The organism is Labrenzia sp. R5_0, assembly GCF_017743835.1.
Classification (GTDB): domain Bacteria; phylum Pseudomonadota; class Alphaproteobacteria; order Rhizobiales; family Stappiaceae; genus Roseibium; species Roseibium algicola.
In genome coordinates this window covers 57,923-80,627 of record NZ_JAGHRK010000003.1, presented here as the reverse complement: position 1 = coordinate 80,627, position 22,705 = coordinate 57,923, and the positions used below count along the sequence as shown (strand labels likewise).

Genomic DNA, 22,705 nt, shown 5'->3' with positions numbered 1-22,705 from the left:
AAAGGTGCCATGTCACTGGTCAAGGTTATTTTTTCATCAAGGCCATTTGGCGTTTCAAAGACGAGCATAGGCGGGCTTGGTTCAAGTTGTGAAGCCGGTGGATCGGATTTTTAGTTGCCTGACGCCCGGTCAGTCGATCCATACTTAACGGTGCATAGTGGGAGGAGATTGCGCGGCCCGGATTCCTTGCGAATCCGCCGGTCGGCAATGCAAATGGACAAAAAACATGATTTCCAAATCAGCCCTGGATTACCAACCGTTGCCGCTGCCGGACCGGCGAATTTACGACGACAAGGAAATGCTGGCCCGTGCGCAGGACTTTTATGACGATGTGCGGACCCGCCATACGGTTCGCCATTTCTCGGATCGTCCTGTGGACCGTTCCATCATCGAAGCCTGCATTCGCGCTGCCGGAACCGCCCCGAGCGGCGCCAATCACCAGCCATGGCATTTCGTGGCGATTTCCAATGCCGACCTGAAGCACAAGATCCGCCTGGCTGCCGAGGAAGAGGAACGCAAGTTCTATGATGGCGGCGCGGGCGACGAATGGATCAAGGCACTGGAGCCCATCGGCACCGACGCGGACAAGCCGCATCTGGACATCGCCCCATGGCTGATCGTGATTTTCGCGCAGCGCTGGGGCACCTTCGACGACGGCACCCGCTACAAGCACTACTACGTGCCCGAAAGTGTCGGCATCGCCACCGGCCTCCTGATCACCGCACTTCACCATGCGGGGCTTTCAACCCTGACGCACACGCCCAACCCGATGAAATTCCTCAACGGGATCCTGAACCGCCCGGAAGCGGAAAAGCCGGTCATGATCCTGGCCGTCGGCCATCCCGCGGAAGACGCCACGGTACCGGCTGTCGCCAAGATCAAGAAGCCGCTGGAAGAGATCCTGAGCGTGTTCGAGGACCAGGAATAGCTTCAGAACCAAGTGCGTTTCCAGCGCGTCACCCCGGGCGGACAGCGCGAAGCCCGGGGCTTACTCACCCGCAATACACGGCGATCACCCCGTCACATGTGTCGGGGCAGCGCTGACATTGGCCTTTATTTTCTCCAGCAGTTCCTTGCGGTCCGGACTGCCGTCGGCGGCGTAGTTGAGGTTCTTGAAGAGCGATGTCTGTTCGGTGAAGAACTTGCGGACGGCTTCCTTGTCGTCAAAGGCAAAGTCGGTGCGGGCGATCCGGTAGACGAGATCGAAGGTTTCCTGCTGGCGCCTGAGCGGAGCCGACACGTCGACATCGTCAAAGGCATCCTGCTGCAGGTAGACCATGTCGAGAAACAGCGCCTTCTGCTGAAGGATGAAATCGTCGGTCGAGACGCCCTCTTCACCTGTCACCTGCATCATGCGGGTAATCTCGTCACCTTTGCGAAGAAGTTCAATCATTTCGGAAACGCGGGGCACCCAGTCCGGGCCGATATTGTTCTGGTACCAGTCGTTGAGCTGAATGTGATACCGAGACCAGGACAACAGCGGGTCGACCGCCGGATAGAAGCGCTTGTAGGCCCGTTCGGACGAGAGGCCCAGGAAGGTCTTGACCGTGCCGAGAGTCGACTGGGTGACCGGCTCCTCAAAATTGCCGCCGGCCGGAGACACCGTGCCGATCATAGTGAGACTGCCGGTCTCGCCGCTGGCGGTCCGCAACACACCAGAGCGTTCGTAGATGCCCTTGATGGCGCTGTCGAGATAGGCGGGGAACGCTTCTTCTCCCGGAATTTCCTCCAGCCGGCCGGAGGTCTCACGCATGGCCTGGGCCCAGCGGGAGGTACTGTCGGCGATCAAGAGCACGTCATAGCCCATCTGCCGATAATATTCGCCAAGGGTAATGCCGGTGTAGATCGAGGCCTCGCGCGCCGCCACGGGCATTGAAGACGTGTTGCAGATGATGACCGTGCGATCCATGAGCGTGCCGTCTCCGGAGGGGTCCGGCTGGTGCGGGAACTCGGTGATCGTTTCGACCACCTCGCCGGCGCGCTCGCCGCAGGCAACCACGATCACGATATTGACCGCCGAGAAACGCGAAATCAGCGATTGCAGCACCGTCTTGCCCGCGCCGAAGGGACCCGGAATGCAGCCCATACCGCCACGGGCGATGGGAAAGAACGTGTCGATCAGGCGCAACGTGGTGATCAGCGGCTCGCTTGGATAAAGCCGCTCGCTCTGACCGGCCTTGACCAGCCCTTCCGGGATCGCCCGGCGAACCGGCCAATGCTGGACCATGGTCAGGTCGCGGGTTTCGCCGCGATCGTTCTTGAGCGTTGCCACCACCTCGTTGATGGTGAACGTACCTTCGCGTATCCGGTCCACTGTCCAGGAACCCGTCGTGACGAAGGGAACCATGATCCGGTGCTCGAACCTGCCTTCCGGAACCGTGCCGAGCGTTTCCCCGGCTTTGACCACGTCACCGGATTTCACCTTGGGTTCAAACGACCATTTGCGGTTCTGGTCGAGAGCGTTAGTGAGCACCCCGCGCGGCAGGAAGAAGCCGTGCTCGGCCGCAATATCGGCCAGCGGGTTCTGCAAGCCGTCAAAAACCGTGCTGAGCAGGCCCGGTCCGAGACCAACCGACAGCATCTCGCCGCTCTGGATCACCTTGTCACCGACGCGCACGCCCGCAGTGCTTTCGAACACCTGTGCTTCAGCGGACTTTCCGCGCACGCGCAGCACTTCGGCCTTCAGATATTCCCGCGGCTTGCCATCACGTTCGGGACCATGGGGGATAATATAGACCACCTCGTTCTTGATGAGAGGGGCAGAGCCGAGAGGCGACAGTGTGACGAGATCGTCCTGCACGGCGACGATTTCCGCGGTCGGTTCGGGCAACTGAACATGGCTCGTCATGAAGGGGCTCCCTCAAGGGCAGAAGTGAAGTCTGAGAAAAGGTCCGGCCGGCCGGCTTTACTGCCGTCGTCCGTCTTGCCGCCAAGGGCTGACGCCACGAGCGTGGCCAGCCGGGCACGTGCATCGGCCTCGTTGTAGCGCGACCAGCGTTCCACGATCACCCAGCGCAGCACGTAGATCGCAACGGCCTCGAAATCGAATTCATGCAGGTTGCCGTAATGGCTCATCTGCCGGAAGACCTGGGTGAGGACAAGACGTTCCATGGCGATGTGATCGCCCGCCCGCATCAGTTGGTGAGCCTCGCCCACCCACGGCATGAAATGGCCGAGACCGAAGGCCGGGTCGCTCCAGTTGGCCTTGACCTGTGCGCACCAGCGGCCGAAGCCCCAGTTTTCGATATCTCCGGCGCTTTCCTGTCCATCCCGGCGTCGGCGCAGCGCTGCAATCAGCGTCCGCGTTTCCATGCGTGCCCCGACAAGATGTTGCAGATCCGGATAGGCAGCCAGATCGGCAAGAACCTTGTTTGCCCGCCGGATCACATCGATGTCGCGATCATAACCGGCAACACCGGCCCAGGCCGTCACCTCCACCATCTCGCGCAGCAGGCTCGCATGCGCGGGCTCCAGCATTGACAGCCGCTGCTTCAAGCGGAACCCCGAGATCGGCACGTCCTTGCGCGAGAACAGCTTGCCAAGATGGGGCAGGCTGGACACCAGCGCGATATATTGGTGCGGCCGGCTCATGTCAGCGCAGCACCCCTTCCATCACCGCTCTGAGACGCGGTTGCAGGTGCCGCTTCAACAGTGTCGCGATCGCTTCTTCGGTCAGATCGATGGAAACGTCCCTGTCGGTCAACTTCACCTTGATGCCGTCAAAGCCCGGTGCGGTGGAGAAGGTGACCCCTTGCCGCAACACTTCGCCCGCAAGCGCGATCACGAAGTGGGTGAGGGTTCCCGGCTCGACCGCCTCGGGCGATTGCTTCAACTCCTCGAAGGTGACGACCTTCTCCGGCAGGACGATCTCCATCGGCTCAGCGTCGCTGACCGACGCATTGTCCTTTGCGTTGGCGGCCATCGCCAGAATGAGGTTTTTCAGGAATTCCTGGTCGGCAAGTGTGGTTGCCACCAGCCGGCCGGCTTCCTGCTGAATGCGGTCGCCCAGCTCGTTGCGCAGGCTGAGGACAAGATCGCGCGCGGCAACCTTCAGCCCGTCTTCCGTCGCCGCCTTTTCCCTGGCCGCTTCCGCTCTTGCATCAGCCAGCAGGCTGTCCGCCTTCTGCCTTGCTTCCTCAACGATCGTTTCCGCCTTTTCCCTGGCCTTGGCCAGGATGGCATCCCCCTCCGACTGGCCCGCGGCCACGCCTTCGGACTTCAGCCGTTCGATAAGCGCCTGGACACCGGCACCAGCGGCGTTCTCCAGGTCGTCTGCTGCGTCATGTTTGGACATTGCCGCCTCCTGTTCCTTCTGGTCCTAAGCGGGGATCGAGCCGGACAGGACCAGCGCGAAGACGAGAGCAAAGACCGAAAAGCCTTCCAGCACCGCCGCCGGAGCGAGGGAAATGCCGAAGATTTCCGGCTTGGCCTTTGAGGCATGAATGGCCGAGGCGAGCACCTCGCCCTGGCGAATGCCGGTGTAGAGCATGGTGACGCCGGACAGGAGGCCGATGCCGAAAAGCGCGGCGCCATTGGCTGCATCAATGGTGGGCTGCTGCAACGAGAACATGATCACGATGCCGTAAATCACCTGGGACGACGGCATCAGCGAAACACCGATGAACCGGCCATAACCACCGTCGCTGTCCAGCATGGCGCCGATCGCGGCACTGCCGCCAAGGGCGCAGCCCCAGGCACTGCCGATGGCGCCGAGGGCGACCGGCGCGAACAGCCCAAACCAGCCGAGAGCCACAACGAATTCGTTCACAGGCGTGTCTCCTCTTTCTTGAACGGACGGAAAGGCGTGCCCTCGTCCTTCAAACCCCAATTGAAAAATTCAATGACATTCAACCGCAGGCCATGCACGCAGCCGGCGATCAGCCCCAGCCCGATATTGATGGCGTGCCCGAGCACGAGAACCGCGATGGCGATCAGCAGACCGACGCCAGGAACCGCGTGGTTGAGCTGGCCCGAGAGCGAATTGATGGTTTCGGCAAGCGACGCTGCCGCAAGCCCCAGCGCAAACAGGCGCATGTAGCTGAGAACATCAGAGAAAATGTTGACGATACGGGCCAGCGAGGCGAGGCCATCGAAGACCCTGAGGCCGCCGGTCTTGAGTGATGTCACCTTGCGGTCGCTGCCGAAGATGCCGACCAAGAGGAGCCCAGCAACCACCGCAACCGGACCGGCAACCGCAATGGAAGTGCCCTGCCCCAGAAACGTTGCCAGTCCACCGAGTGCCACCAGACACCAGCCGACAGGCTGCAGGCGACCGCTCAGGCTCGTTTCGTGCCAGGCGCGCATCAGGTTGGCAATGACGATATGGGTCACGCCGATGGTCAGCGTGATCTTCATCATCGTGTCCACGTCTTTCAGATGCAGCACCTTCAGGCGCGCGAGAAACGTTCCTTCGGGAGGCGCAACACCGAAGTAGCTGCCCGTTGCCACGCCAAAGGCCGCCGTCGAGATCATGAGCCAGACGGACATCCGGAACATGCGCCGGCCCAACGCCGAACCTTTAAAGCGCGCCCGGAACAGGTACAACAGCAGCAGAAGAAGCAGGCCATAGCCCGCGTCCGTCATGATCATGCCGAAGAAGATCACGAAGGAAACATAGACGATTGCCGAAGGGTCCCACCCTCTGTAGCCGGGGGTCTGGTAGAATTCGACCAGATCCTCTCCTGCTTCCAGAGCAGGTCTGTTGTCGAGAAGCGTGGGCGGCGCATCGGCCTCTTCGACATCCGTCACCAGCAGGGCGATGCCGAGACTGTCCGAAAGCGTGCGGACTTCCGCGACCTGGTCCCGCCGCGCCCAGGCCTGAAGCACGAAGACCTGTTCGGTGTCCGCTGTTTCGAGCGCCGCCCTGTGGCGGGCGGAATGGTCGCGAGCGGCGGCAAGGTTCTGTGCCAGCACGAACCGCCATTTGGTGAGAGCCTGACGCTGCAGTTCCAGCTCTTCCAGTTGGATGGTCGCATCTTCATGTTGACGCCGAAGCACCGAGAGCGCCTCGGCCCCCACGTGAACGCGCGGCACCGGCATGGCATTTGCCGCCGGTTCTTCCGGAGAAAGCAACACGATGTAGCTGCGGTACTTGTCGCGGTGGACGATCTCCAGGATCTTGTCGGAAGGATCGATCAGTTTGATCTTGGCGTTGGGCACCACGTAGAACCACAGCCGGTGCTCGCCGATTTCGGCCAGGTCGGAAAAGCTGAATTCGCCCCAGGGCTCCACATCCTGAATGCGCTGGTCAAGGCGCGCCACCCGGTCTTCGCAGTCACGAAGCGCCTTGCGGTTGGCAAGCGTCTTTTCGACCACCGTTTCCAGGTCAAAGTCGTCAAGATGGGTGACAGGACGACGCTGCGCCTTGCTGTCCATGAGCCAGCGCAGGGCTTCGCTCGCCTCGCGCCCCCGGCCTGCGGGAACGGCTTCCAGTTCCTTTTGTGCCGATGTCAGGGGGATCAGATGCAGGGCGCCGAATTCCTGCGTGGCTTCCAGCACCTTGTCCTTGTCCTCAAGGATGCCGACCAGATTCACCTTGACGAGCGGGACGATGGTCATAGCTCGGCCACCGAGGTTTCGGCGCCGCGAGCTGCCGTCTTGCGTTTGGAGATCTTGGCACGGACCACGGCATCGCGTTCCGCGTCCGCCAGGGCCATGCGGATTTTCTTGATGTTGCGTTCCGCCCGCGGGATCAGCACCTTTTCGAACAAGTTGACCCGGCGAGAGATAACCGCTTCTGCCTCGATAAGCCGGGCAATACGCTCCTTGGCAATCTCCCGTTCCTTGTTGAGCCGCAACAGTTCCTGCATGCCTGTGACATAGGGGTCCACCCAATGCGGGCGCGCCAGACGGGAATAGGGTTTCGTCTCGACCTCGATATCCTCCAGGACCGGCAGCCGGGTGCCGGAGAGGTTCTGCTCGCCGACGACGGCCTGCTTCAACACCACGAGCCCTTCCAGCGGGACATGCTTGTTGGCCATCATCGGCAGGGACCGCGCAAGAGCGTTGAAGCGCTCCTCATACTCCGCCTCGAGGCGGACGGCTGCTTCCTTGGCCTTGGCGCGCTCGGCCATGATCTGGAGCCTCTTCAGCTCAAGAGACGGCAGGAAGCGCTTGTATTCCGAGAGCTGTCCGCTTTCCCTGGCCAGAGACGACTTGTTGAGGGCCAGCCTCGCCATCAGGCCGCCTCCTCGTCAGACGCTCCGCCGGCAGGTTTGCTTTTCGGGAAATACTTGTCGATCAGCCCCTGCTTCATCAAAAGCTGTTCCGGCTGGAAGCATTCGGCAAGCGTCTGCCAGCACAGGTCGAGCGCCTCCTCCAGGGGCATTGCGACATTGATATCCATGAAACGCCGCCGGAAAAGGCCGCCAAACTTCAGAAGCTGGTGGTCGTAATCCGACAATTCGAACGCCATGGACTGCTTCTGCTCCGCATCGCGCGCGCCGGAATAAAAGCGGATCATGGTGTTCATGATCTGGTTGTGATCCTCACGCGTCACTTTGCCGATCACATGCTGTTTCAAACGGGACAGCGAGCCGAAGGGATCCAGAACGCCGCTGTGCAGATAGAACTGGCCTTCGGTGATGTAGCCGGTGTTGTCCGGCACCGGATGGGTGACGTCATTGCCCGGCATTGTCGTGACCGTAAGGATGGTGACCGATCCTGAGCCCTTGAAATCGCAGGCCTTTTCGTAACGGCGGGCCAGCTGGGAATAAAGATCGCCCGGATAGCCCCGGTTGGCGGGCACCCGCTCCATCGCAATGGAGACTTCCTTCATGGCATCTGCGAAGGCGGTCATGTCGGTGAGCAGCACCAGCACGCGCTTGCCTTCCTCAACGGCGAATTTTTCCGCAACCGCAAGGGCCATGTCCGGAACCTGCAGACGCTCGACCACCGGATCGGACGCCTGGTTGATGAACATGACCGTGCGCGGGAAAACGCCCGCATCCTCGAACTGCTGCCGGAAAAAGGCATAGTCGTCGAAGATCAGCCCGAGGCCGCCGAACACCACGATATCGGCATCTGCCTGGATGCCGATACGCGCCAGAAACGGGTTATAGGGTTCGCCGGAAACCGAGAAGATCGGGATCTTCTGACTTTCCACGAGGCAGTTGAAGATATCGATCATCGGCACATCTGTGCGGATCATGCGCGAAGCAAGCACGCGTTTCATCGGGTTGGCCGACGGTCCGCCGATCGGGACGGAAGGGTCGCTGGACAGATCCGGGCCCCGGTCAATCGGCTGCCCCGCGCCATCGAACACACGACCCAGGATATTGTCGGAATAGGTAACCTTGGCCGGCTCACCCAGAAAGCGTACGGACGAATTGTTGGCGAGACCCTTGGTACCGGAATTGACCTGCAGCGAAACCATGTCCCGGTCGATGTTGATGACCTGTGCGAGAGACGTCGCACCATTGCCTGAATCGACCAGTGCCAGATCACCCAGGCACGGGCGCCCCTCCGACTCGCTCTTCGTCGAAGACACCTGAATGCGAATGATATCGCCAACGATATCGACAATCCGTGTGTGGGAGACCAGCATTAACGCCCCCTTGGGAAGGAAATTAACTCACATCGGGCAAAACCCGTTCTGCTGCAACGCAAACCATCTTAGGCGGGTTTTTCGATCCCACACAACCTGAACTGTTGCCCGGCACCCAACTTGCTTCAACCAAAATGAAGTTAAGAGAGAAATGATTGCGTTCGTATGACTTGCATCAAAGTGCTCATGCCAGAGGCAGCAGGCCTACTCCCGCATTGCCGCAACCCCATTTCACTTGCGCTAACGGCGGACCGACTTCGCTGATCCGCTTAATTCCGGCATAAGCTCCGGGGAAAGCAGCATTCAGGAAGACGTGCCGCTGCGCTGCACAAATTTAAAGCAACGTTCAAACGATCCACTTGATATTCTACCTATATATTGGAATATCAATTCTCCAATTTCCCGATCATTCTTCATGATCGTTTCTTTTTCACGATCACGCGCCTTACCGCCAATATTGTTCTTCAGTCATCTGAATTTTTTCCCAAGAGGAAGATTTTTAAGCATGCGCAAAACCACCCGGTTAGGTTTAAGGCCAGTTGTATTCGCCATTTTTTCTTCACTTTTGTTAAAATGTGATATTTTTTAGGCAAAGCGCTTTGAAATTTCCCGACATCCGGTTGCACAACCTATGCCGGTAACCCGGTCGCATTGCTGGCGGCCCTGGAGGAAAAGTTGACGGACCAAGTGACTGATCACGCCCTGGAACTGCCTTCATCGTCCAATTCATCCAAGAAATCCCAAACAGGCCGGCACGCCAATGGCGCGGATAGCGCCGCGAAAAGACCCGAGGACCGCAGCCCTCCGGTACGCAGCGACATCGGCACGATCCTCCTGCATTGGACGCTGGTTATCGCGATCGTCACCAGCCTGCTGACGGGCATGCGTCTGTCGGCGGATGCGGAACACGCCTGGTTCTCCAAACTTTTCGAACCGATCCTGCCACAGGGTGAAATCTGGACCTGGCACTATGTGTCGGCGATATTCGTTCTGGCGGTGATCTTTGCCTATGCGGCCTATATGACGCTTGGCCGCCTGAAACGGCGCATTTCTTCCAAGAAGATCGTTGTGCTGACGCTTCCCGCCAGCACCAAGCTGCGCCTGGCCGCGGTCAACGTCATCGCCTACTGGATCCTGTTCGGGGCCGTGCTCACCCTGTCGGCAACGGGCGTCCTGCTTTACATCGGTCATGGCGGCATCTGGGTGACGGTGCATTACACGGCCGCGCTCGTGGTGCTGACCTATATCGTTGCCCATGTGGTGCTGCATTATTGCTATGGCGGCGTTGCCCAATTGCTGCGGCTGTTCCGTCCGCAGGCGCTGCGCCGCTTCCCGGGCATGAGCCGTCACCCGCTGGCCCTGGCGACTGCCCTGGGCGCAATCGTGCTTGTCGGCGCCGTCAGCCTCGATTTCGGCACACGCGACAGCCTAGTCGTTGCCAAGGGCACCACCCTGCCGGAGCTGGACGGCACGCTGGACGATCCGGTCTGGCAGGACGCGGCCCCTGTTTTCATCCGAACACAGCAAGGCTCGAACCTGGACGGAACAGGTGAATCGACTGTCGAGGTGCGCGCCGTCCAGGTGGGGGACAAGATCGCGTTTGCCTTCCGCTGGGAAGACAAGAACCGGTCGTTGAAGCGGCATCCGCTGATCAAGCGTGAAGACGGCTGGCACATGCTGAACAACCGGGCGGACATTTCCGACGAGACCGCCTACTACGAGGACAAGTTCTCGGTTGCCTTTTCCACCACCGACACCTTTGGCGGCGGTGGTGCCACCCACATGGGCCCGAAGCCCTTGAGTGACAAACCGGCGGCCTTCAACCACCGCGGCCTGCATTACACGACCGATGGCAGCCTGGTGGATGTGTGGCAATGGAAAGCGTCTCGTGGCGGCATGCTGGGGCGCGTCGACGACATGCATTTCGCGACGCCGGTGGAACCGAACGAAGCCCAGGCTGCCGGCAAGAGCCGCTACAGCGCCGGCTACAATCCCGACGAAGGCAAGGCTTTCTACGTCTACAACTACATCGGCGATCCCGTGACCCACTACCACGGGACCGTCGGCGTGCGCCGGCTCCCGGTTGACTATCAGAAAATGACATCGCTGATGGGCACCATCGATCTTTCCACGGAAGTGAGCGAAGACGAGGGCTCGCAGTGGTGGATGTTCGAAAACGAAAGCGTGCCGTACTCGCCGGAAAAAGATGCGGAAATCCCGGTCGGGACGGTTATTCCGGGGGTTCTCATCGAGGGTGAATACTCCGGCAGCCGTGCAGATTTGCTGGGTGGGTCCAGGTGGCAGGACGACCATTGGACGCTTGAAGTCGTCCGGGACATGGATACCGGCCAGAGCCAGGACCTTGCCATGACGGACGGTCTCTTCATGTGGGTCTCTGCCTTCGACCACAACCAGACCCGCCACACCCGCCATTCCCGTCCCGTGCGGCTGACCTTCAATTGAGGCCTGCCCTTCCCGCCTTTCCTGTCTTTTCCGGACGTTTCTTTCAACGGATGTAATCACCCATGTCGAAAAGCACCTGTACGGTCACCATCAATGGGAAGGCCATCAAGGCCAATGTCGGCGACACGCTGATCGACGCCGGGCTGGGCGGACGCCTCGTCATCCCGCACGACTGCTGTTCCGGCCAATGCGAAACCTGCCGGGTCCGCGTTTTGAGCGGGCAGATCGATGACATGGGCACCCGGGAAAAGGACACCGTGCTCGGATGCCTTTCCGTTCTGGAAGGCGATGCCGAGATCGCCTATGACCCGGTGCCGCTGGTGAAGACCACAAAGGGAACGGTGGAAAGCATTCGGCCGATCAAGGACGGGTACCTGGAAGTTCGGGTCAAGACGGCGCGGCCCGTGCCCTGGCTGCCGGGGCAATATCTGCGCGCAACCTTTGCAGGATATCCGCCGCGCGACTACAGCCCGACAACCCCGCTCAACCTGGATGCGGAAGAGAATGTCCTTGTGTTTCACATCAAGGTCTACCCGGACAGCATCGTATCGTCGAAGCTGGGCAAGGAAATTGCCAAGGGACATGCCGTCAAGCTGCGAGGCCCGTTCGGCAATGCGTTTTTGCGGCGGCAGCAGAACCCGATCCTGCTTACATCGACCGGCACCGGGTTCGCACCGATCTGGTCGATTGCCGTTGCAGCGAGCCTGGGCCAGACCGGCCGTGAAATCCGCATCATTGCCGGGTCGAGAACCCGGGACGGGATCTACATGCGCGACGCGGTTCGCTGGCTGCAAGGCCGGGGCATTCCGATCACGCTGACGGCAGGCGATGGCGACGACGAGACGGTGCGCAAGGCGCGGCCGCATGAACTGGTCGGACAACTTACGCCCGACCACGTCGTCTATTCGGCCGGTGCGCCGTCACATGTCGACGCCATGCGGGAGATCGCGCTAGGCGCAGGGGCAACCTTCTACGCCGATCCGTTTTTTGTGGCGGAAGAAGAGAGCGGCCTGCTGGCCCTTGCTGGAAACCTTATCCGAAAGGCATCCGCACCGTTTACCTCGGCTTCCGCCGGCTGACGCCAGGGCGCTACACCTGCCTCTCCTGAAAGTGAGTGGGTGTTGCCGGACTATTGCGCGGCGGTTGTCAGAGACCGTTCGCCTGCATAGATCAGCTCTTCGGTGCTGGCGACAGGCATGGGTCTGCCCAGGTAGTAGCCCTGCGCTTCCGTGCAGCCGATTTCGGTCAGCATGTCGAGAAGCTGCTTGGTCTCCACACCTTCGGCGGTGGTGGTCATGTTGAGATTGTTGGCCAGTTCTATAACCGCTTTCACGATGGAAATGGAGTCGTCCGAATAGGCCATCGAGCGGACGAAGGACTGGTCGATCTTGATCTTGTCGAACGGGAACCGGCGCAGGTAGCTGAGCGAGGAATAGCCGGTTCCGAAATCGTCCATGGACACCTTCACGCCAAGCGACTTGGCCTGGTGCAGCGAATCCAGAACGTCTTCGGAATCGGTCAGAAGCACGCTTTCGGTCACTTCCAGTTCAAGACGGTCGGCCTTGAGACCCGTTTGCGTCAGGGCATCGATTAGCACCGGACCAAATGCATGGCCACGCAGCTGCCGGGGTGACAGGTTGACGGCGATCCTGAGGTGGTCCGGCCAATTGGATGCGATCCGGCACGCTTCCTTCAACACCCATTCGCCCAGCTGGGTGATCAGGCCGGTATCTTCGGCAAGCGGAATGAAATCGGCCGGAGAAACCATGCCCCTTGTCGGGTGGTTCCAGCGCACCAGCGCCTCGAAACCGGACACCCGGTCGTCCACGAGCGTGTATTGCGGCTGGAAATAAAGCTCCAGTTCGTCATTGGCGACCGCGGTTCTGAGATCGGTTATGAGCTCTCGCCGGTCGTTCACGGCCGTGCCCATGTCCTTTTCAAAGAAACGGTAGGTATTACGGCCGTCTTCCTTGGCCCGGTAGAGCGCAAGGTCCGCCTGCTTGAACAGTTCGTCGCCTGCGGTGCCGTCTGCCCGCGCAATTGTGATGCCGATGCTGACGCCGATTACGAGTTCATGGTCGGTGATCTGGAACGGCTGGGAAATCTCCCAGATGACCGACTGCGCCAGTTCCTCGACATCAGCCAGCCTGCACGGCAGACCGGTGAGGATCGCAAATTCGTCGCCGCCAAGGCGGACGACAACGTCCTTTCGGCCGATGAGGGCGCGCAGACGCTCCGCGACCTGCCGCAAGAGTTCGTCGCCAATCGGGTGCCCAAGGCTGTCGTTGACCGTTTTGAACTCGTCCAGGTCGAGGCACAGAATGGCGAACTCGCCCCCCTTGACCAGTTGCTGGTTCAACAGCATGTCCAGCTGGTCCCGGAATTCGATGCGGTTCGGCAGCTGTGTCAGAAGGTCGTGACGCGCCAGGAACGCCAGCCGGTCACGGGCTTCCTGCCGCTCGGTGATGTCTTCGGATATCGCCACCCAACCACCTTCCGCCAGCGGCTGGCGGGTGGTCAGGACGATACGGCCCGAGCGGATCTTCACCATTTCGGTGCTTTGCGAGCCACCTGAATACCTGTGATCCCCGATCCGGGAATCGTGCAGAGCCATGTCACCGGTTTCGACGGCATCAACTTTCTGCAGCGTTGCGAGCTGAGCAGCCGTCATACCCGACTTTATCCTGCCCGGCTCGACTTCGAACAATTCGGCGTAGCGCTGGTTCGAAACAATCAACCTGCCATCGACGTCGAACATGCACAGACCGTGCGACATGTTGTTGAGAGCAGCATCAAAGAGGACGTTCTGCTCGCGCAACTGGGCTTCCTGAGAGCGCAGGATGGAGTTCTTTTCGTGCACGCGTTCGCGCAAGGCGTCGCGTTCCTTGACGGATCGCTGCAAGGAAACGACCGATCTGGCGATGTCACCGACTTCGTCCAGCCGCTCGGTGCCAACCACCTTGCTTTCGAAGTCGCCCGCTGCGATGCCGGTCAATACACGTGTGATCTTGGTCAGCGGCCGGGTAATCTGCCGCGACATCAGAAAGGCGACTGCAGCAAAAGCCACCAGCGCGATCAGTCCGAACAGGAACAGCCGCCGGAGCAGCTTGGCTTCTTCTTCGGTGCCGATGCGGGTCAGTTTGTTCTGGATTTCGGTCAGCGCCGCGATGGGCGTCAGCGCACAGACAGTCATGGGAACGACCGGGACACCGCATTCGATGACATGCCCACCGTCCAGGGTGATGTTCGGCGTTTCCTTCGAGCGGGTGAGATCCGAATAGTTTCCGGAGAAATTCGCCGTGGAAATGATCTGACCGTCGAATACGATCGCCATTTCGAAGGAATTGATTTTTGCCAGATCCGCCAGGAGTGGCTCTTCCGGCCGCAGCCAACGTTGCGCGACAAGTCCGCCGATCACATAGCCGAAATCATCGAAAACCGGGACAAACGCGATCTGAGACACTTCATTGACCCGATCACCCGGCACGAAGACACCCGTTTCGGATTTGGGCAAGACACCGGAATAGGTCAGCTTCTCTCCCGGGAAGCTGTCTTTCAGCGACTTGGCGACCTCGTTGAAGAAGCTCAGACCCTGCATCTTGGACCCCAGTTCGACGAGGTCCGCAGAATAGGAGGAGGCGCCGATAACATGGCCTTCCTCATCGAGAACGACGATGCCGTCCACATCCGCCAGTTTCGCCGCCGGGCCAAGCAGTTCCGACATGGCCACGACATTGCGTGACTCAACGGCCTTGGCGGTATCCACCCTCTCCGACAACGCATTTATCCGACGAAGCCTGTCCTGAAACAGGAACTCCATACGGGTCCCGGCAAGCTTCACGTCGGCGGACAGGGTTTCCACAAGACGCGCGCGGGAAAGCTCCAGAAGCTCGGCCTCCTGACGCTGCATGCTGTCTTCAAGCTGGAAAGCCACCAGTCCGATAAGACCGGCAAATGCACACACCGCCGTGAAAACGGCGCCGTATGTATAATGCCAGAGAAGGGACGAGTGACGGATCATGTGGACCAATTGGGTTATCTACCGACGGGTACGCCACCGTAGTTACTGATCAATGTGTGAGCCTGACCCGACTGGGCGTAGTCGATGAAGGCCTTCATCTCATCGTCCAGCGTGCCTTCCTTGTAGATCAAGGCGAGGGTTACCGAACTCGGGTACCCCGGATCAGTCGGATGGTGACCATCGATCTTGAGGACCGACAGTCCGTCTTCAAGCGGCTTCGAATAAGGACCGAAAGCAATCGCGCCTTCGACTTCGCGCGCGCTGGAAATTGCTTCCTGGGTGGTAAGGGCCGTTTTCGAGCGCGGCGAGAACTCCATATCCGCCCAGCCCGGCATCGACGATTTCAAAACCTGCAAGGTGCTGTCCGCGTCTTCGCGGCGGACGAGGCGGACACGCAGATCGGCACCGCCGAGTTCAGACCAATTGACTATTTCACCGGAATACAGCTTGACCAGTTCTTCGCTGGTCAAAGCATCGATACCGGTAGACGGGTGCGTGAAGATTGCGCTGGGTATTTTTGCAATCGGCAGATAAACGAGGCCGAATTCCACCTCACTGTCCTTCAGGGGACGCGCGACCCGGCCCAGGCGCTCCGTGCCGGAGCTGACGGCGGCTATACCGCCACCCGAGCCAATGCTCGGTGGAATTTCAAGATTGATATCGGGACGATTCTCGACAAAGCCCGCACCAATTTCCTGAAGCATTTCAAGGCCATCACCCGTGCCTACTACTTTTAGCGGGCCCTGTGCCGACGAAACTTCAGTGTGTAAGAAAAAAGTGCAAAGGGACAATGCCAAGGCAAAAGCCAAACTACGCATTTTTATCACCCAAAAATTGACGGTACTATCTAGAGTGACATATTCAAGTTAACTAAACGCTAAACCACCGCGATAAATTACAATAAATATGTAGTCTAATTTAATCTTCGAAATAAAAATAAAATAACGCCGAAATTAAACTGAAATCAGTTTCGGGCAATATTTGCCTAGTAGGAACAATTTACCGACTTAGCAAATTCGTTCACCCAATAAATTGACAGGTACACATGACCTGACTGCGAGCAAGAAAGATGTATTCGATTCAACCTTAGATTTTCTTTTCACACCGACGTTAAGTTGCATGATTTATGCTGCAGGCTAGATTCACTGCTGATCGGCGCCTACATCGAATTCGCGAAGCCTGCAGAAATACAACCGCGCGCCTGCTTGAACCTTGCGGGCTCGATTTTCGACCCCACAAGCGGTGGACAACAGGGCCGCCATTCAACAAACCGGCGGCACGGCGCTGGCCCTCACTACCAGCTCTACATCAACCATTACCGGTTCCATCACGACGTCTGGCTTGGTGTGCGCAACGTCAATACAATCCAGCAGGAGGGAAACTGCCCTGGCACCAAGCGCGCGCCGATCCTGCCGAATGGTTGTAAGTGCCGGGACATAAAACTCCGACAGCTCGATATCATCGAACCCGACGACGGAAATATCCTCCGGAACGCGGACACCGTTTGCGGTCAGCGTCGAGATCAGCCCGAAGGCAACCTGGTCAGACGCACAAAAAACCGCCGTTGGCCGATCATTCATCGCCAGGATCCTCTCACCGGCCATCCGGCCGGATTCCAAGGAAAAGTCGCCCCGGATGATCCATTCCTCACGGGCAGGCAGCTCCAGCCTTGCACGTTCTGCCAGCATGCCTTCGCGCCGGGCATGCGTCAGAACATTTTCCTGCGGACCTGTGATATGGGCAATCTTGCGATGGCCAAGGTCATACAGGTGCCGAACGGCCAGTTGCGCCCCGCGAACGTTGTCACTGCGCACGGAAGGCAACGCCACGTCGTGCGCCCATTCACACGCAAATACGATCTTGCCGGAGACGCCGTTGTCTTCGAACAGCTGCAATTCCTGGTGGGAGATCGCTCCGTCCAGACAGATCATGCCGTCGATCTGGGCGTCCAGAAAGTAGTCGACCACGTGTTTGCCACTGGTCGCATGGTCCTTGGTATCGGCGATCAGGACCGAATAGTCACGGTTGCCGAAGGATGCACTTATCCCGGCCAGGATCTGGGAAAAGAACGGATTGCCGAGGTTTGGCACCAGAACCAGGATGGCTCCGGCCTGCTGGGTGCGCAGGTTACGCGCTGCACGGTTGACCCGGTAACCGGTAGAGCGGATCGCCGCGAAGACGATGTCGCGGGTTGCCTCTGTCAAAAGTTCAGGATTGCTCAGCGCCCGGCTGACTGTTGCGGTCGATACGCCCGCCTCTTTGGCAACATCTTGAATTCGTGCTATTTTCTGGGCCAAGGCCTTCTCCGGTATTTCTCTTTTTTGAGCCTGGGCGCCTGCCGCCATGACGGCGGGTTCGTCCTCGAAACTGTCTGATCCGACATTCCGGGTTGACACAAGACCGTTTCCCGAGAATGATGAATGTAATCGATTACATATAGCATACAATAAAATGTAATCGATTACAAAATGCGGTGGAGGCCGCATGGTGAGGACAATCGGACAGTTCACGTTCGATGGGAGGAAATGATGAAAGCACTACGTGCAGTTTTTGCAGCAACGACCGCCCTTTGTGCAGCAACGGCCGCGAATGCGACCGACCTGGAAGTTACCCACTGGTGGACTTCAGGCGGCGAAGCGGCTGCGGTTGCCGAATTCGCAAAGGCATTCGACGCGACCGGCAACAAGTGGGTTGACGGTGCGATTGCCGGTTCCGGCGGCACTGCCCGCCCGATCATGATCAGCCGTATCACCGGCGGCGATCCGATGGGCGCAACACAGTTCAACCATGGCCGCCAGGCAGAGGAACTGGTGGAAGCCGGCCTGATGCGCGACCTCACGGACATTGCAGAGGAAGGTAACTGGAAAGAAGTCATCCATCCCTCCAGCCTGCTCGACAGCTGCACGCTGGATGGCCGCATCTATTGCGTTCCGGTCAACATTCATTCGCAGCAGTGGCTCTGGCTGAACAACAAGGTGTTCGAGGACAACGGCCTGGCGGTTCCGACCAACTGGGACGAATACGCTGCCGCGGCGCCCAAGCTTCAGGAGGCAGGCATCGTGCCGCTGGCCATGGGGCAGCAGCCCTGGCAGACGACACTGGCGTTCCAGGTGCTTCTCACCGCGCTCGCCGGACCTGAGGCCTATACAAAGATCTTCGGCGAGAAGGATGCAGAGCTTGCCGGCAGCGAGGAAATGGCAAAGGTCTTCCAGGCCGCCGCGACTGCTCGCGACATGTCCAAGGACTCCAACGTCCAGGGTTGGAACGATGCCACCACCATGGTCATCACCGGCAAGGCCGCAGGCCAGATCATGGGTGACTGGGCGCAGGGTGAGTTCCAGGTCGCCAACCAGGTTGCCGGCGAGGACTACACCTGCCTGCCCGGCCTTGGCGTCAACGAGGTCATCATGACCGGTGGCGACGCGTTCTACTTCCCGAAAGTGGACGACCCGGCCATCACAGAAGCTCAGGGCGAACTGGCAAAGGTCATGCTTTCCCCGGAAGCCCAGGTTGCCTTCAACCTGAAGAAAGGCTCGCTGCCAGTGCGTGGCGACGTCGATCTGGCGGCTGCAAACGACTGCATGAAGAAGGGCCTCGACATCCTGGCCAAAGGCAATGTCATCCAGTCTCCGGACCAGTTGATGTCCGCCGACAGCCTGACCCAGGTGAACGACCTCTTCGTCGAGTTCTTCAACAACCCGTCCATGACCGCTGAAGACGCACAGTCGATGTTCGCGTCGATCGTCGGCAACGCCGACTAACAGCGGAAAAAGGCCCGCCGCCCGCGCCGCACGGTCCCAACTTTACCGGGACCGCGGCCAGGCGGCGTCCTCCAGCCCTGCGCGCTCCGGCGCGCAGGGAACGCCCGACATCACCCTGGACGTCTCGACAAGGAAGTTTTCGGCATGGCCGCAGCTACGCGCCCCGCGAGGTGGCATCGGAACATCAGCGCCAAGGTGGCCGCGGTTCCGATGATTATCACCGCAGTGGTGGTCTTCATCGGCGGAACCGCCTGGACGGTTCTTTATTCCTTCACCAACTCCAAGCTCCTGCCGCGTGAGAAATTCGTCGGCCTTGCCCAGTACGACCGGCTGTGGAGCAGCAGCAAGTGGCTGATCTCCATCGAGAACCTGGCCATCTACGGAGCTTTCTCGCTGATTTTCTCGCTGCTGATCGGCTTCATGCTGGCGGCCCTGCTCGACCAGAAGATCCGGTTCGAGGACACGTTCAGAACAATCCTGCTCTATCCCTTCGCGCTCAGCTTCATCGTCACGGGTCTTGCCTGGCAGTGGATTCTCAATCCCGATTTCGGCATCCAGCACGTGGTGCGCAGTCTCGGCTGGGAGAGTTTCAATTTCGACCCGCTCTACAATCCCGAGATCGTCATCTATGGCATCCTCATCGCCGGCCTTTGGCAGGGAACCGGGCTGATCATGTGCCTGATGCTGGCGGGTCTTCGGGGGATTGACGAGGACATCTGGAAGGCCGCCAAGATCGACGGCATCCCGATGTGGAAGACCTATCTGTTCATCGTCATTCCGATGATGCGCGGCATCTTCATCACCGCAATCGTGCTGATCGCCTCCGGCATCATCAAGGTCTACGACCTGGTCGTCGCCCAGACCGGCGGGGGGCCCGGCATCTCTTCCGAAGTTCCGGCCAAATACGTCTATGACGCCATGTTCCTGTCGCAGAACCTCGGCCAGGGCTTTGCCGCTTCCACCATGATGCTGCTGACGGTCGTCATCATCGTCGTTCCCTGGGCCTATCTCGAATTCGGAGGCAAGCGCAAATGACCAAGACGCCCCACCTCCTCAATGGCTCGATGAAATACGATGCCGGCCCGGCCGAAGCCGGCCCCGACCGGGCACTCCGCCACGGCGACGGCACACCATCCGGCAGCCGGATGGTCGAAGGCCCCGCCGGCCGCAAGCCGCGCAAGGCGCTTTCCCGCAGGAACATCCTGATCTACGGCACGCTGATCGTCGTCTGCCTCTATTACCTGTTGCCGCTCTACGTGATGATCGTCACCTCGCTGAAAGGCATGCCGGAGATCCGGCTTGGCAACATCTTCTCACCACCGGTGGAGATCACCTTCCAGCCCTGGGTGAAGGCCTGGGCGGAAGCCTGCACCGGCCTCAACTGCGATGGCCTGTCACGCGGCTTCTTCAATTCGGTCAAGATCCTGATCCCGTCCGTGATCCTGTCGATCGCGATTGCCTCCGTAAACGGATATGCGCTTGCCAACTGGCGCTTCAAGGGCTCGGAAACCTTCTTCACGATCCTGATCGTCGGGGCCTTCATTCCCTACCAGGTGATGATCTATCCGATCGTGATCATGCTGCGGGAAATCGGCCTTTACGGCAGCCTGACCGGGCTGGTGATCGTGCACACAATCTTCGGCATGCCCATCCTGACGCTGCTGTTCCGCAACTATTTCGCCTCCGTGCCGCAGGAGCTGTTCAAGGCGGCGCGCGTGGACGGGGCCGGGTTCTGGGCGATCTACTTCCAGATCATGGTGCCGATGAGCCTGCCGATCTTCGTTGTCGCCATGATCCTGCAGGTGACCGGCATCTGGAACGACTTCCTGTTCGGCGTGATCTACACCAAGCCGGACCTCTATCCGATGACGGTGCAGCTCAACAACATCGTTAATTCCACGCAAGGGGTGAAGGAATACAACGTCAACATGGCCGCGACCATTCTGACCGGCCTCGTTCCCCTCACCATCTACTTCATCTCCGGAAAACTCTTCGTGCGCGGCATCGCCGCCGGTGCGGTGAAAGGCTAACGAGACGACCCATGGAACCAAGTATCTCCATCAATAACCTTTCCCTGAGTTTCGGAAGCCTGGATGTTCTGAAGGATCTCAACCTCGATGTCGGCCAGGGTGAATTTCTCGTGCTGCTCGGCTCTTCGGGCTGCGGAAAATCAACCCTTTTGAACTGCATTGCCGGGTTGCTGGACGTGACCGGCGGGCAGATCTTCATCGGCGGGCGCAACGTGACCTGGGAGGAGCCTTCCCAGCGCGGCATCGGCATGGTGTTCCAGTCCTATGCGCTCTACCCGCAGATGACCGTTGCCGGGAATCTGAGCTTCGGCCTGAAGAACGCGGGCCTGCCCAAGGCGGAAATCCAGGAGCGGGTGAACCGGGCTGCAAAGGTCCTGCAGATCGAACCGCTGCTCAACCGCAAGCCGGCCGCCCTTTCCGGTGGCCAGCGCCAGCGTGCCGCCATCGGCCGGGCTCTGGTGCGCGATGCCGACGTTTTCCTGTTCGACGAACCGCTGTCGAACCTGGACGCCAAGCTGCGGGCGGACCTGCGGGTCGAGATCAAGCAGCTGCACCAGAAGCTGTCCAACACCATGATCTACGTCACCCACGACCAGATCGAGGCCATGACGCTGGCCGACCGGATTGCCATCATGCGTGGTGGCCAGATCCTGCAGCTGGCGTCGCCCAACGAGATCTACAACCGGCCGGCCAACAAGTATGTGGCCGAGTTCATCGGTTCGCCGACCATGAATTTCTTTGAAGGAGAGCTGGAAGAAGCCGGCGGAAACTACCGGTTCGCATCAGGCGGGAAAACCTTCTCGCTTGACGGATACACCTTCCAGAACGGCCCTCCTGCCGCAGGCGCAGCCTGGTTCGGCATCCGTCCGGAACACATGGTCAGCGGCGCGGAAGCAGACACCGCGCTCGTTCGGTTGGACGGGCAGGTGGAACTGGTGGAGCCGCTCGGTTCGGACACGCTTGTCCGCTTCACCACCGGCAACCAGACATTGTGGGTGCGCATGGACGGCCAGGCGAACATCCGGCACGGCGACGCAATCACGGTCGGGTTCGATCCCGCCCGCGCCAATCTTTTCGACAAAACCTCGGAATCCCGGCTCTAGGCCGGTCCTTAACCACTTCAGGACAATCAAGATGGATATTTCTTTCCAGCTCTATTCAGCCCGCGAATTCACCCCATGGGACGGCGTTCTCAAGCGGCTTGCGGATCTCGGCTATACCCAGGTCGAGGGGTTCGGTGGAAACTACGAGAACCCGGCGGCCTTTCGCGACATGCTCGACGCCCAGGGTCTCAAGATGCCGTCGGGACATTTCTTTCCGATGGAGCAGTTCGAAGACGACCTCGCCAAGGTGATCAGCACTGCCCAGACCCTTGGCATGGAGCGGATCTTCGTTCCCGCCGTGCCGCCCGAGCAACGCATTCCGGATGCGGCCATGTGGCAGTCCATCGCCGAGCGGCTGGAAGCCATCGGTCAAAAGATCCGGGATGCCGGCCTGCGGTTCGGTTGGCATAACCACGATTTCGAATTCAATGCCTGCGCCGATGGCCGCCTGCCGATGGACATCCTGATGGAGGCCGCCCCTTCCATCGAATGGGAAGCCGATATTGCCTGGATCGTGCGCGGCAATCAGGACCCGCTCGACTGGATCGAGAAATACGCCAGCCACATCACCACGGCCCACGTGAAGGACATCGCGCCAGAGGGCGAATGTGCCGACGAGGACGGCTGGGCGGACGTCGGCCAGGGCACCATGGACTGGAAGGGCATCATGTCGGCGCTTCGTGGCGTCGGGGTCGATCTCTTCGTCATGGAACACGACAAGCCTTCCGACTTCGACCGTTTCGCCACCCGCTCCGTTGCGGCCTTCCGCACCTACTGAGGTA

The 22,705-nt window shown here is 59.7% G+C and carries 18 protein-coding genes; 8 read left to right on the top strand and 10 right to left on the bottom strand.

The window, feature by feature from the left end; all coding sequences use genetic code 11:
- Positions 1-226: 226 nt before the first annotated feature.
- The gene (locus J7447_RS15775; RefSeq protein ID WP_022999268.1) at positions 227-928 is read left to right on the top strand and encodes a nitroreductase family protein; all 702 of its coding nucleotides are present in this window, start codon (positions 227-229) and stop codon (positions 926-928) included.
- An 84-nt stretch (positions 929-1,012) separates the two neighbouring features.
- Here J7447_RS15775 and J7447_RS15770 read toward each other — a convergent pair whose 3' ends face one another.
- From J7447_RS15770 to J7447_RS15740, 7 genes are read right to left on the bottom strand one after another with little or no spacing between them, the layout of a single operon-like run.
- On the bottom strand, positions 1,013-2,848 hold the full coding sequence (locus J7447_RS15770; protein WP_209170192.1) for a V-type ATP synthase subunit A: 1,836 nt from the start codon (positions 2,846-2,848) through the stop codon (positions 1,013-1,015).
- On the bottom strand, positions 2,845-3,591 hold the full coding sequence (locus tag J7447_RS15765) for a hypothetical protein (RefSeq protein ID WP_209170191.1): 747 nt from the start codon (positions 3,589-3,591) through the stop codon (positions 2,845-2,847). The genes J7447_RS15770 and J7447_RS15765 overlap by 4 nt, the downstream gene beginning before the upstream one ends.
- Position 3,592: 1 nt before the next feature.
- Entirely contained in the window at positions 3,593-4,294 is a 702-nt protein-coding gene (locus J7447_RS15760) for a hypothetical protein (protein ID WP_062491117.1), read from the bottom strand.
- Positions 4,295-4,318: 24 nt separating this feature from the next.
- Positions 4,319-4,768 (bottom strand): ATP synthase subunit C, encoded by a 450-nt coding sequence (locus J7447_RS15755; RefSeq protein ID WP_006939055.1) that lies wholly within the window; start codon positions 4,766-4,768, stop codon positions 4,319-4,321.
- Positions 4,765-6,558: a hypothetical protein gene (locus J7447_RS15750; RefSeq protein WP_209170190.1), complete on the bottom strand. Its 1,794-nt coding sequence runs from the start codon at positions 6,556-6,558 to the stop codon at positions 4,765-4,767. Before J7447_RS15750 ends, J7447_RS15755 begins: the two co-directional genes overlap by 4 nt.
- On the bottom strand, positions 6,555-7,178 hold the full coding sequence (locus tag J7447_RS15745; protein WP_209170189.1) for a V-type ATP synthase subunit D: 624 nt from the start codon (positions 7,176-7,178) through the stop codon (positions 6,555-6,557). Before J7447_RS15745 ends, J7447_RS15750 begins: the two co-directional genes overlap by 4 nt.
- Entirely contained in the window at positions 7,178-8,545 is a 1,368-nt protein-coding gene (locus J7447_RS15740) for a V-type ATP synthase subunit B (protein ID WP_209170188.1), read from the bottom strand. The genes J7447_RS15745 and J7447_RS15740 overlap by 1 nt, the downstream gene beginning before the upstream one ends.
- 675 nt (positions 8,546-9,220) lie before the next feature.
- On the opposite strand from J7447_RS15740, the gene J7447_RS15735 reads away from it, so the two are divergent.
- Entirely contained in the window at positions 9,221-11,008 is a 1,788-nt protein-coding gene (locus J7447_RS15735) for an ethylbenzene dehydrogenase-related protein (protein ID WP_235814904.1), read from the top strand.
- 62 nt (positions 11,009-11,070) lie between these two features.
- A complete protein-coding gene (locus J7447_RS15730; RefSeq protein WP_022999276.1) occupies positions 11,071-12,087 on the top strand; it encodes a 2Fe-2S iron-sulfur cluster-binding protein in 1,017 nt (338 codons plus the stop codon).
- 50 nt (positions 12,088-12,137) lie between these two features.
- Here the strand turns inward: J7447_RS15730 and J7447_RS15725 are convergent, their stop codons facing one another.
- The 3 genes from J7447_RS15725 to J7447_RS15715 form a co-directional block, all read right to left on the bottom strand.
- Positions 12,138-15,029 carry an EAL domain-containing protein gene (locus tag J7447_RS15725; RefSeq protein ID WP_286189357.1) on the bottom strand — a complete coding sequence of 964 codons (2,892 nt, stop codon included), beginning with the start codon at positions 15,027-15,029 and terminating at the stop codon, positions 12,138-12,140.
- Positions 15,030-15,043: 14 nt separating this feature from the next.
- Positions 15,044-15,820 carry a substrate-binding domain-containing protein gene (locus J7447_RS15720; RefSeq protein WP_286145776.1) on the bottom strand — a complete coding sequence of 259 codons (777 nt, stop codon included), beginning with the start codon at positions 15,818-15,820 and terminating at the stop codon, positions 15,044-15,046.
- 471 nt (positions 15,821-16,291) lie between these two features.
- Entirely contained in the window at positions 16,292-17,326 is a 1,035-nt protein-coding gene (locus J7447_RS15715) for a LacI family DNA-binding transcriptional regulator (protein WP_055659226.1), read from the bottom strand.
- 228 nt (positions 17,327-17,554) lie between these two features.
- Here J7447_RS15715 and J7447_RS15710 point away from each other — a divergent pair, with 228 nt between their 5' ends.
- From J7447_RS15710 to J7447_RS15690, 5 genes are all read left to right on the top strand, one after another.
- On the top strand, positions 17,555-18,790 hold the full coding sequence (locus tag J7447_RS15710) for an ABC transporter substrate-binding protein (protein WP_022999280.1): 1,236 nt from the start codon (positions 17,555-17,557) through the stop codon (positions 18,788-18,790).
- Between the two features lie 144 nt (positions 18,791-18,934).
- Positions 18,935-19,825, top strand: a complete 891-nt coding sequence (locus J7447_RS15705; RefSeq protein ID WP_055656892.1) for a sugar ABC transporter permease — start codon at positions 18,935-18,937, stop codon at positions 19,823-19,825.
- 110 nt (positions 19,826-19,935) lie between these two features.
- Complete coding sequence (locus J7447_RS15700) at positions 19,936-20,820, top strand: carbohydrate ABC transporter permease (protein WP_031268755.1); 885 nt, start codon at positions 19,936-19,938, stop codon at positions 20,818-20,820.
- A gap of 11 nt (positions 20,821-20,831) precedes the next feature.
- Positions 20,832-21,923 carry an ABC transporter ATP-binding protein gene (locus tag J7447_RS15695; RefSeq protein ID WP_209170186.1) on the top strand — a complete coding sequence of 364 codons (1,092 nt, stop codon included), beginning with the start codon at positions 20,832-20,834 and terminating at the stop codon, positions 21,921-21,923.
- A gap of 31 nt (positions 21,924-21,954) precedes the next feature.
- Positions 21,955-22,701 carry a sugar phosphate isomerase/epimerase gene (locus J7447_RS15690; protein WP_209170185.1) on the top strand — a complete coding sequence of 249 codons (747 nt, stop codon included), beginning with the start codon at positions 21,955-21,957 and terminating at the stop codon, positions 22,699-22,701.
- Positions 22,702-22,705 lie beyond the last annotated feature (4 nt).

Coding starts and splice junctions, on each gene's coding strand:
- J7447_RS15775 (WP_022999268.1), top strand. CDS start 227: ATGATTTCCAAATCAGCCCTGGATTACCAACCGTTGCCGCTGCCGGAC.
- J7447_RS15770 (WP_209170192.1), bottom strand. CDS start 2,848: ATGACGAGCCATGTTCAGTTGCCCGAACCGACCGCGGAAATCGTCGCC.
- J7447_RS15765 (WP_209170191.1), bottom strand. CDS start 3,591: ATGAGCCGGCCGCACCAATATATCGCGCTGGTGTCCAGCCTGCCCCAT.
- J7447_RS15760 (WP_062491117.1), bottom strand. CDS start 4,294: ATGTCCAAACATGACGCAGCAGACGACCTGGAGAACGCCGCTGGTGCC.
- J7447_RS15750 (WP_209170190.1), bottom strand. CDS start 6,558: ATGACCATCGTCCCGCTCGTCAAGGTGAATCTGGTCGGCATCCTTGAG.
- J7447_RS15745 (WP_209170189.1), bottom strand. CDS start 7,178: ATGGCGAGGCTGGCCCTCAACAAGTCGTCTCTGGCCAGGGAAAGCGGA.
- J7447_RS15740 (WP_209170188.1), bottom strand. CDS start 8,545: ATGCTGGTCTCCCACACACGGATTGTCGATATCGTTGGCGATATCATT.
- J7447_RS15730 (WP_022999276.1), top strand. CDS start 11,071: ATGTCGAAAAGCACCTGTACGGTCACCATCAATGGGAAGGCCATCAAG.
- J7447_RS15725 (WP_286189357.1), bottom strand. CDS start 15,029: ATGATCCGTCACTCGTCCCTTCTCTGGCATTATACATACGGCGCCGTT.
- J7447_RS15710 (WP_022999280.1), top strand. CDS start 17,555: ATGATGAAAGCACTACGTGCAGTTTTTGCAGCAACGACCGCCCTTTGT.
- J7447_RS15705 (WP_055656892.1), top strand. CDS start 18,935: ATGGCCGCAGCTACGCGCCCCGCGAGGTGGCATCGGAACATCAGCGCC.
- J7447_RS15700 (WP_031268755.1), top strand. CDS start 19,936: ATGGTCGAAGGCCCCGCCGGCCGCAAGCCGCGCAAGGCGCTTTCCCGC.
- J7447_RS15695 (WP_209170186.1), top strand. CDS start 20,832: ATGGAACCAAGTATCTCCATCAATAACCTTTCCCTGAGTTTCGGAAGC.
- J7447_RS15690 (WP_209170185.1), top strand. CDS start 21,955: ATGGATATTTCTTTCCAGCTCTATTCAGCCCGCGAATTCACCCCATGG.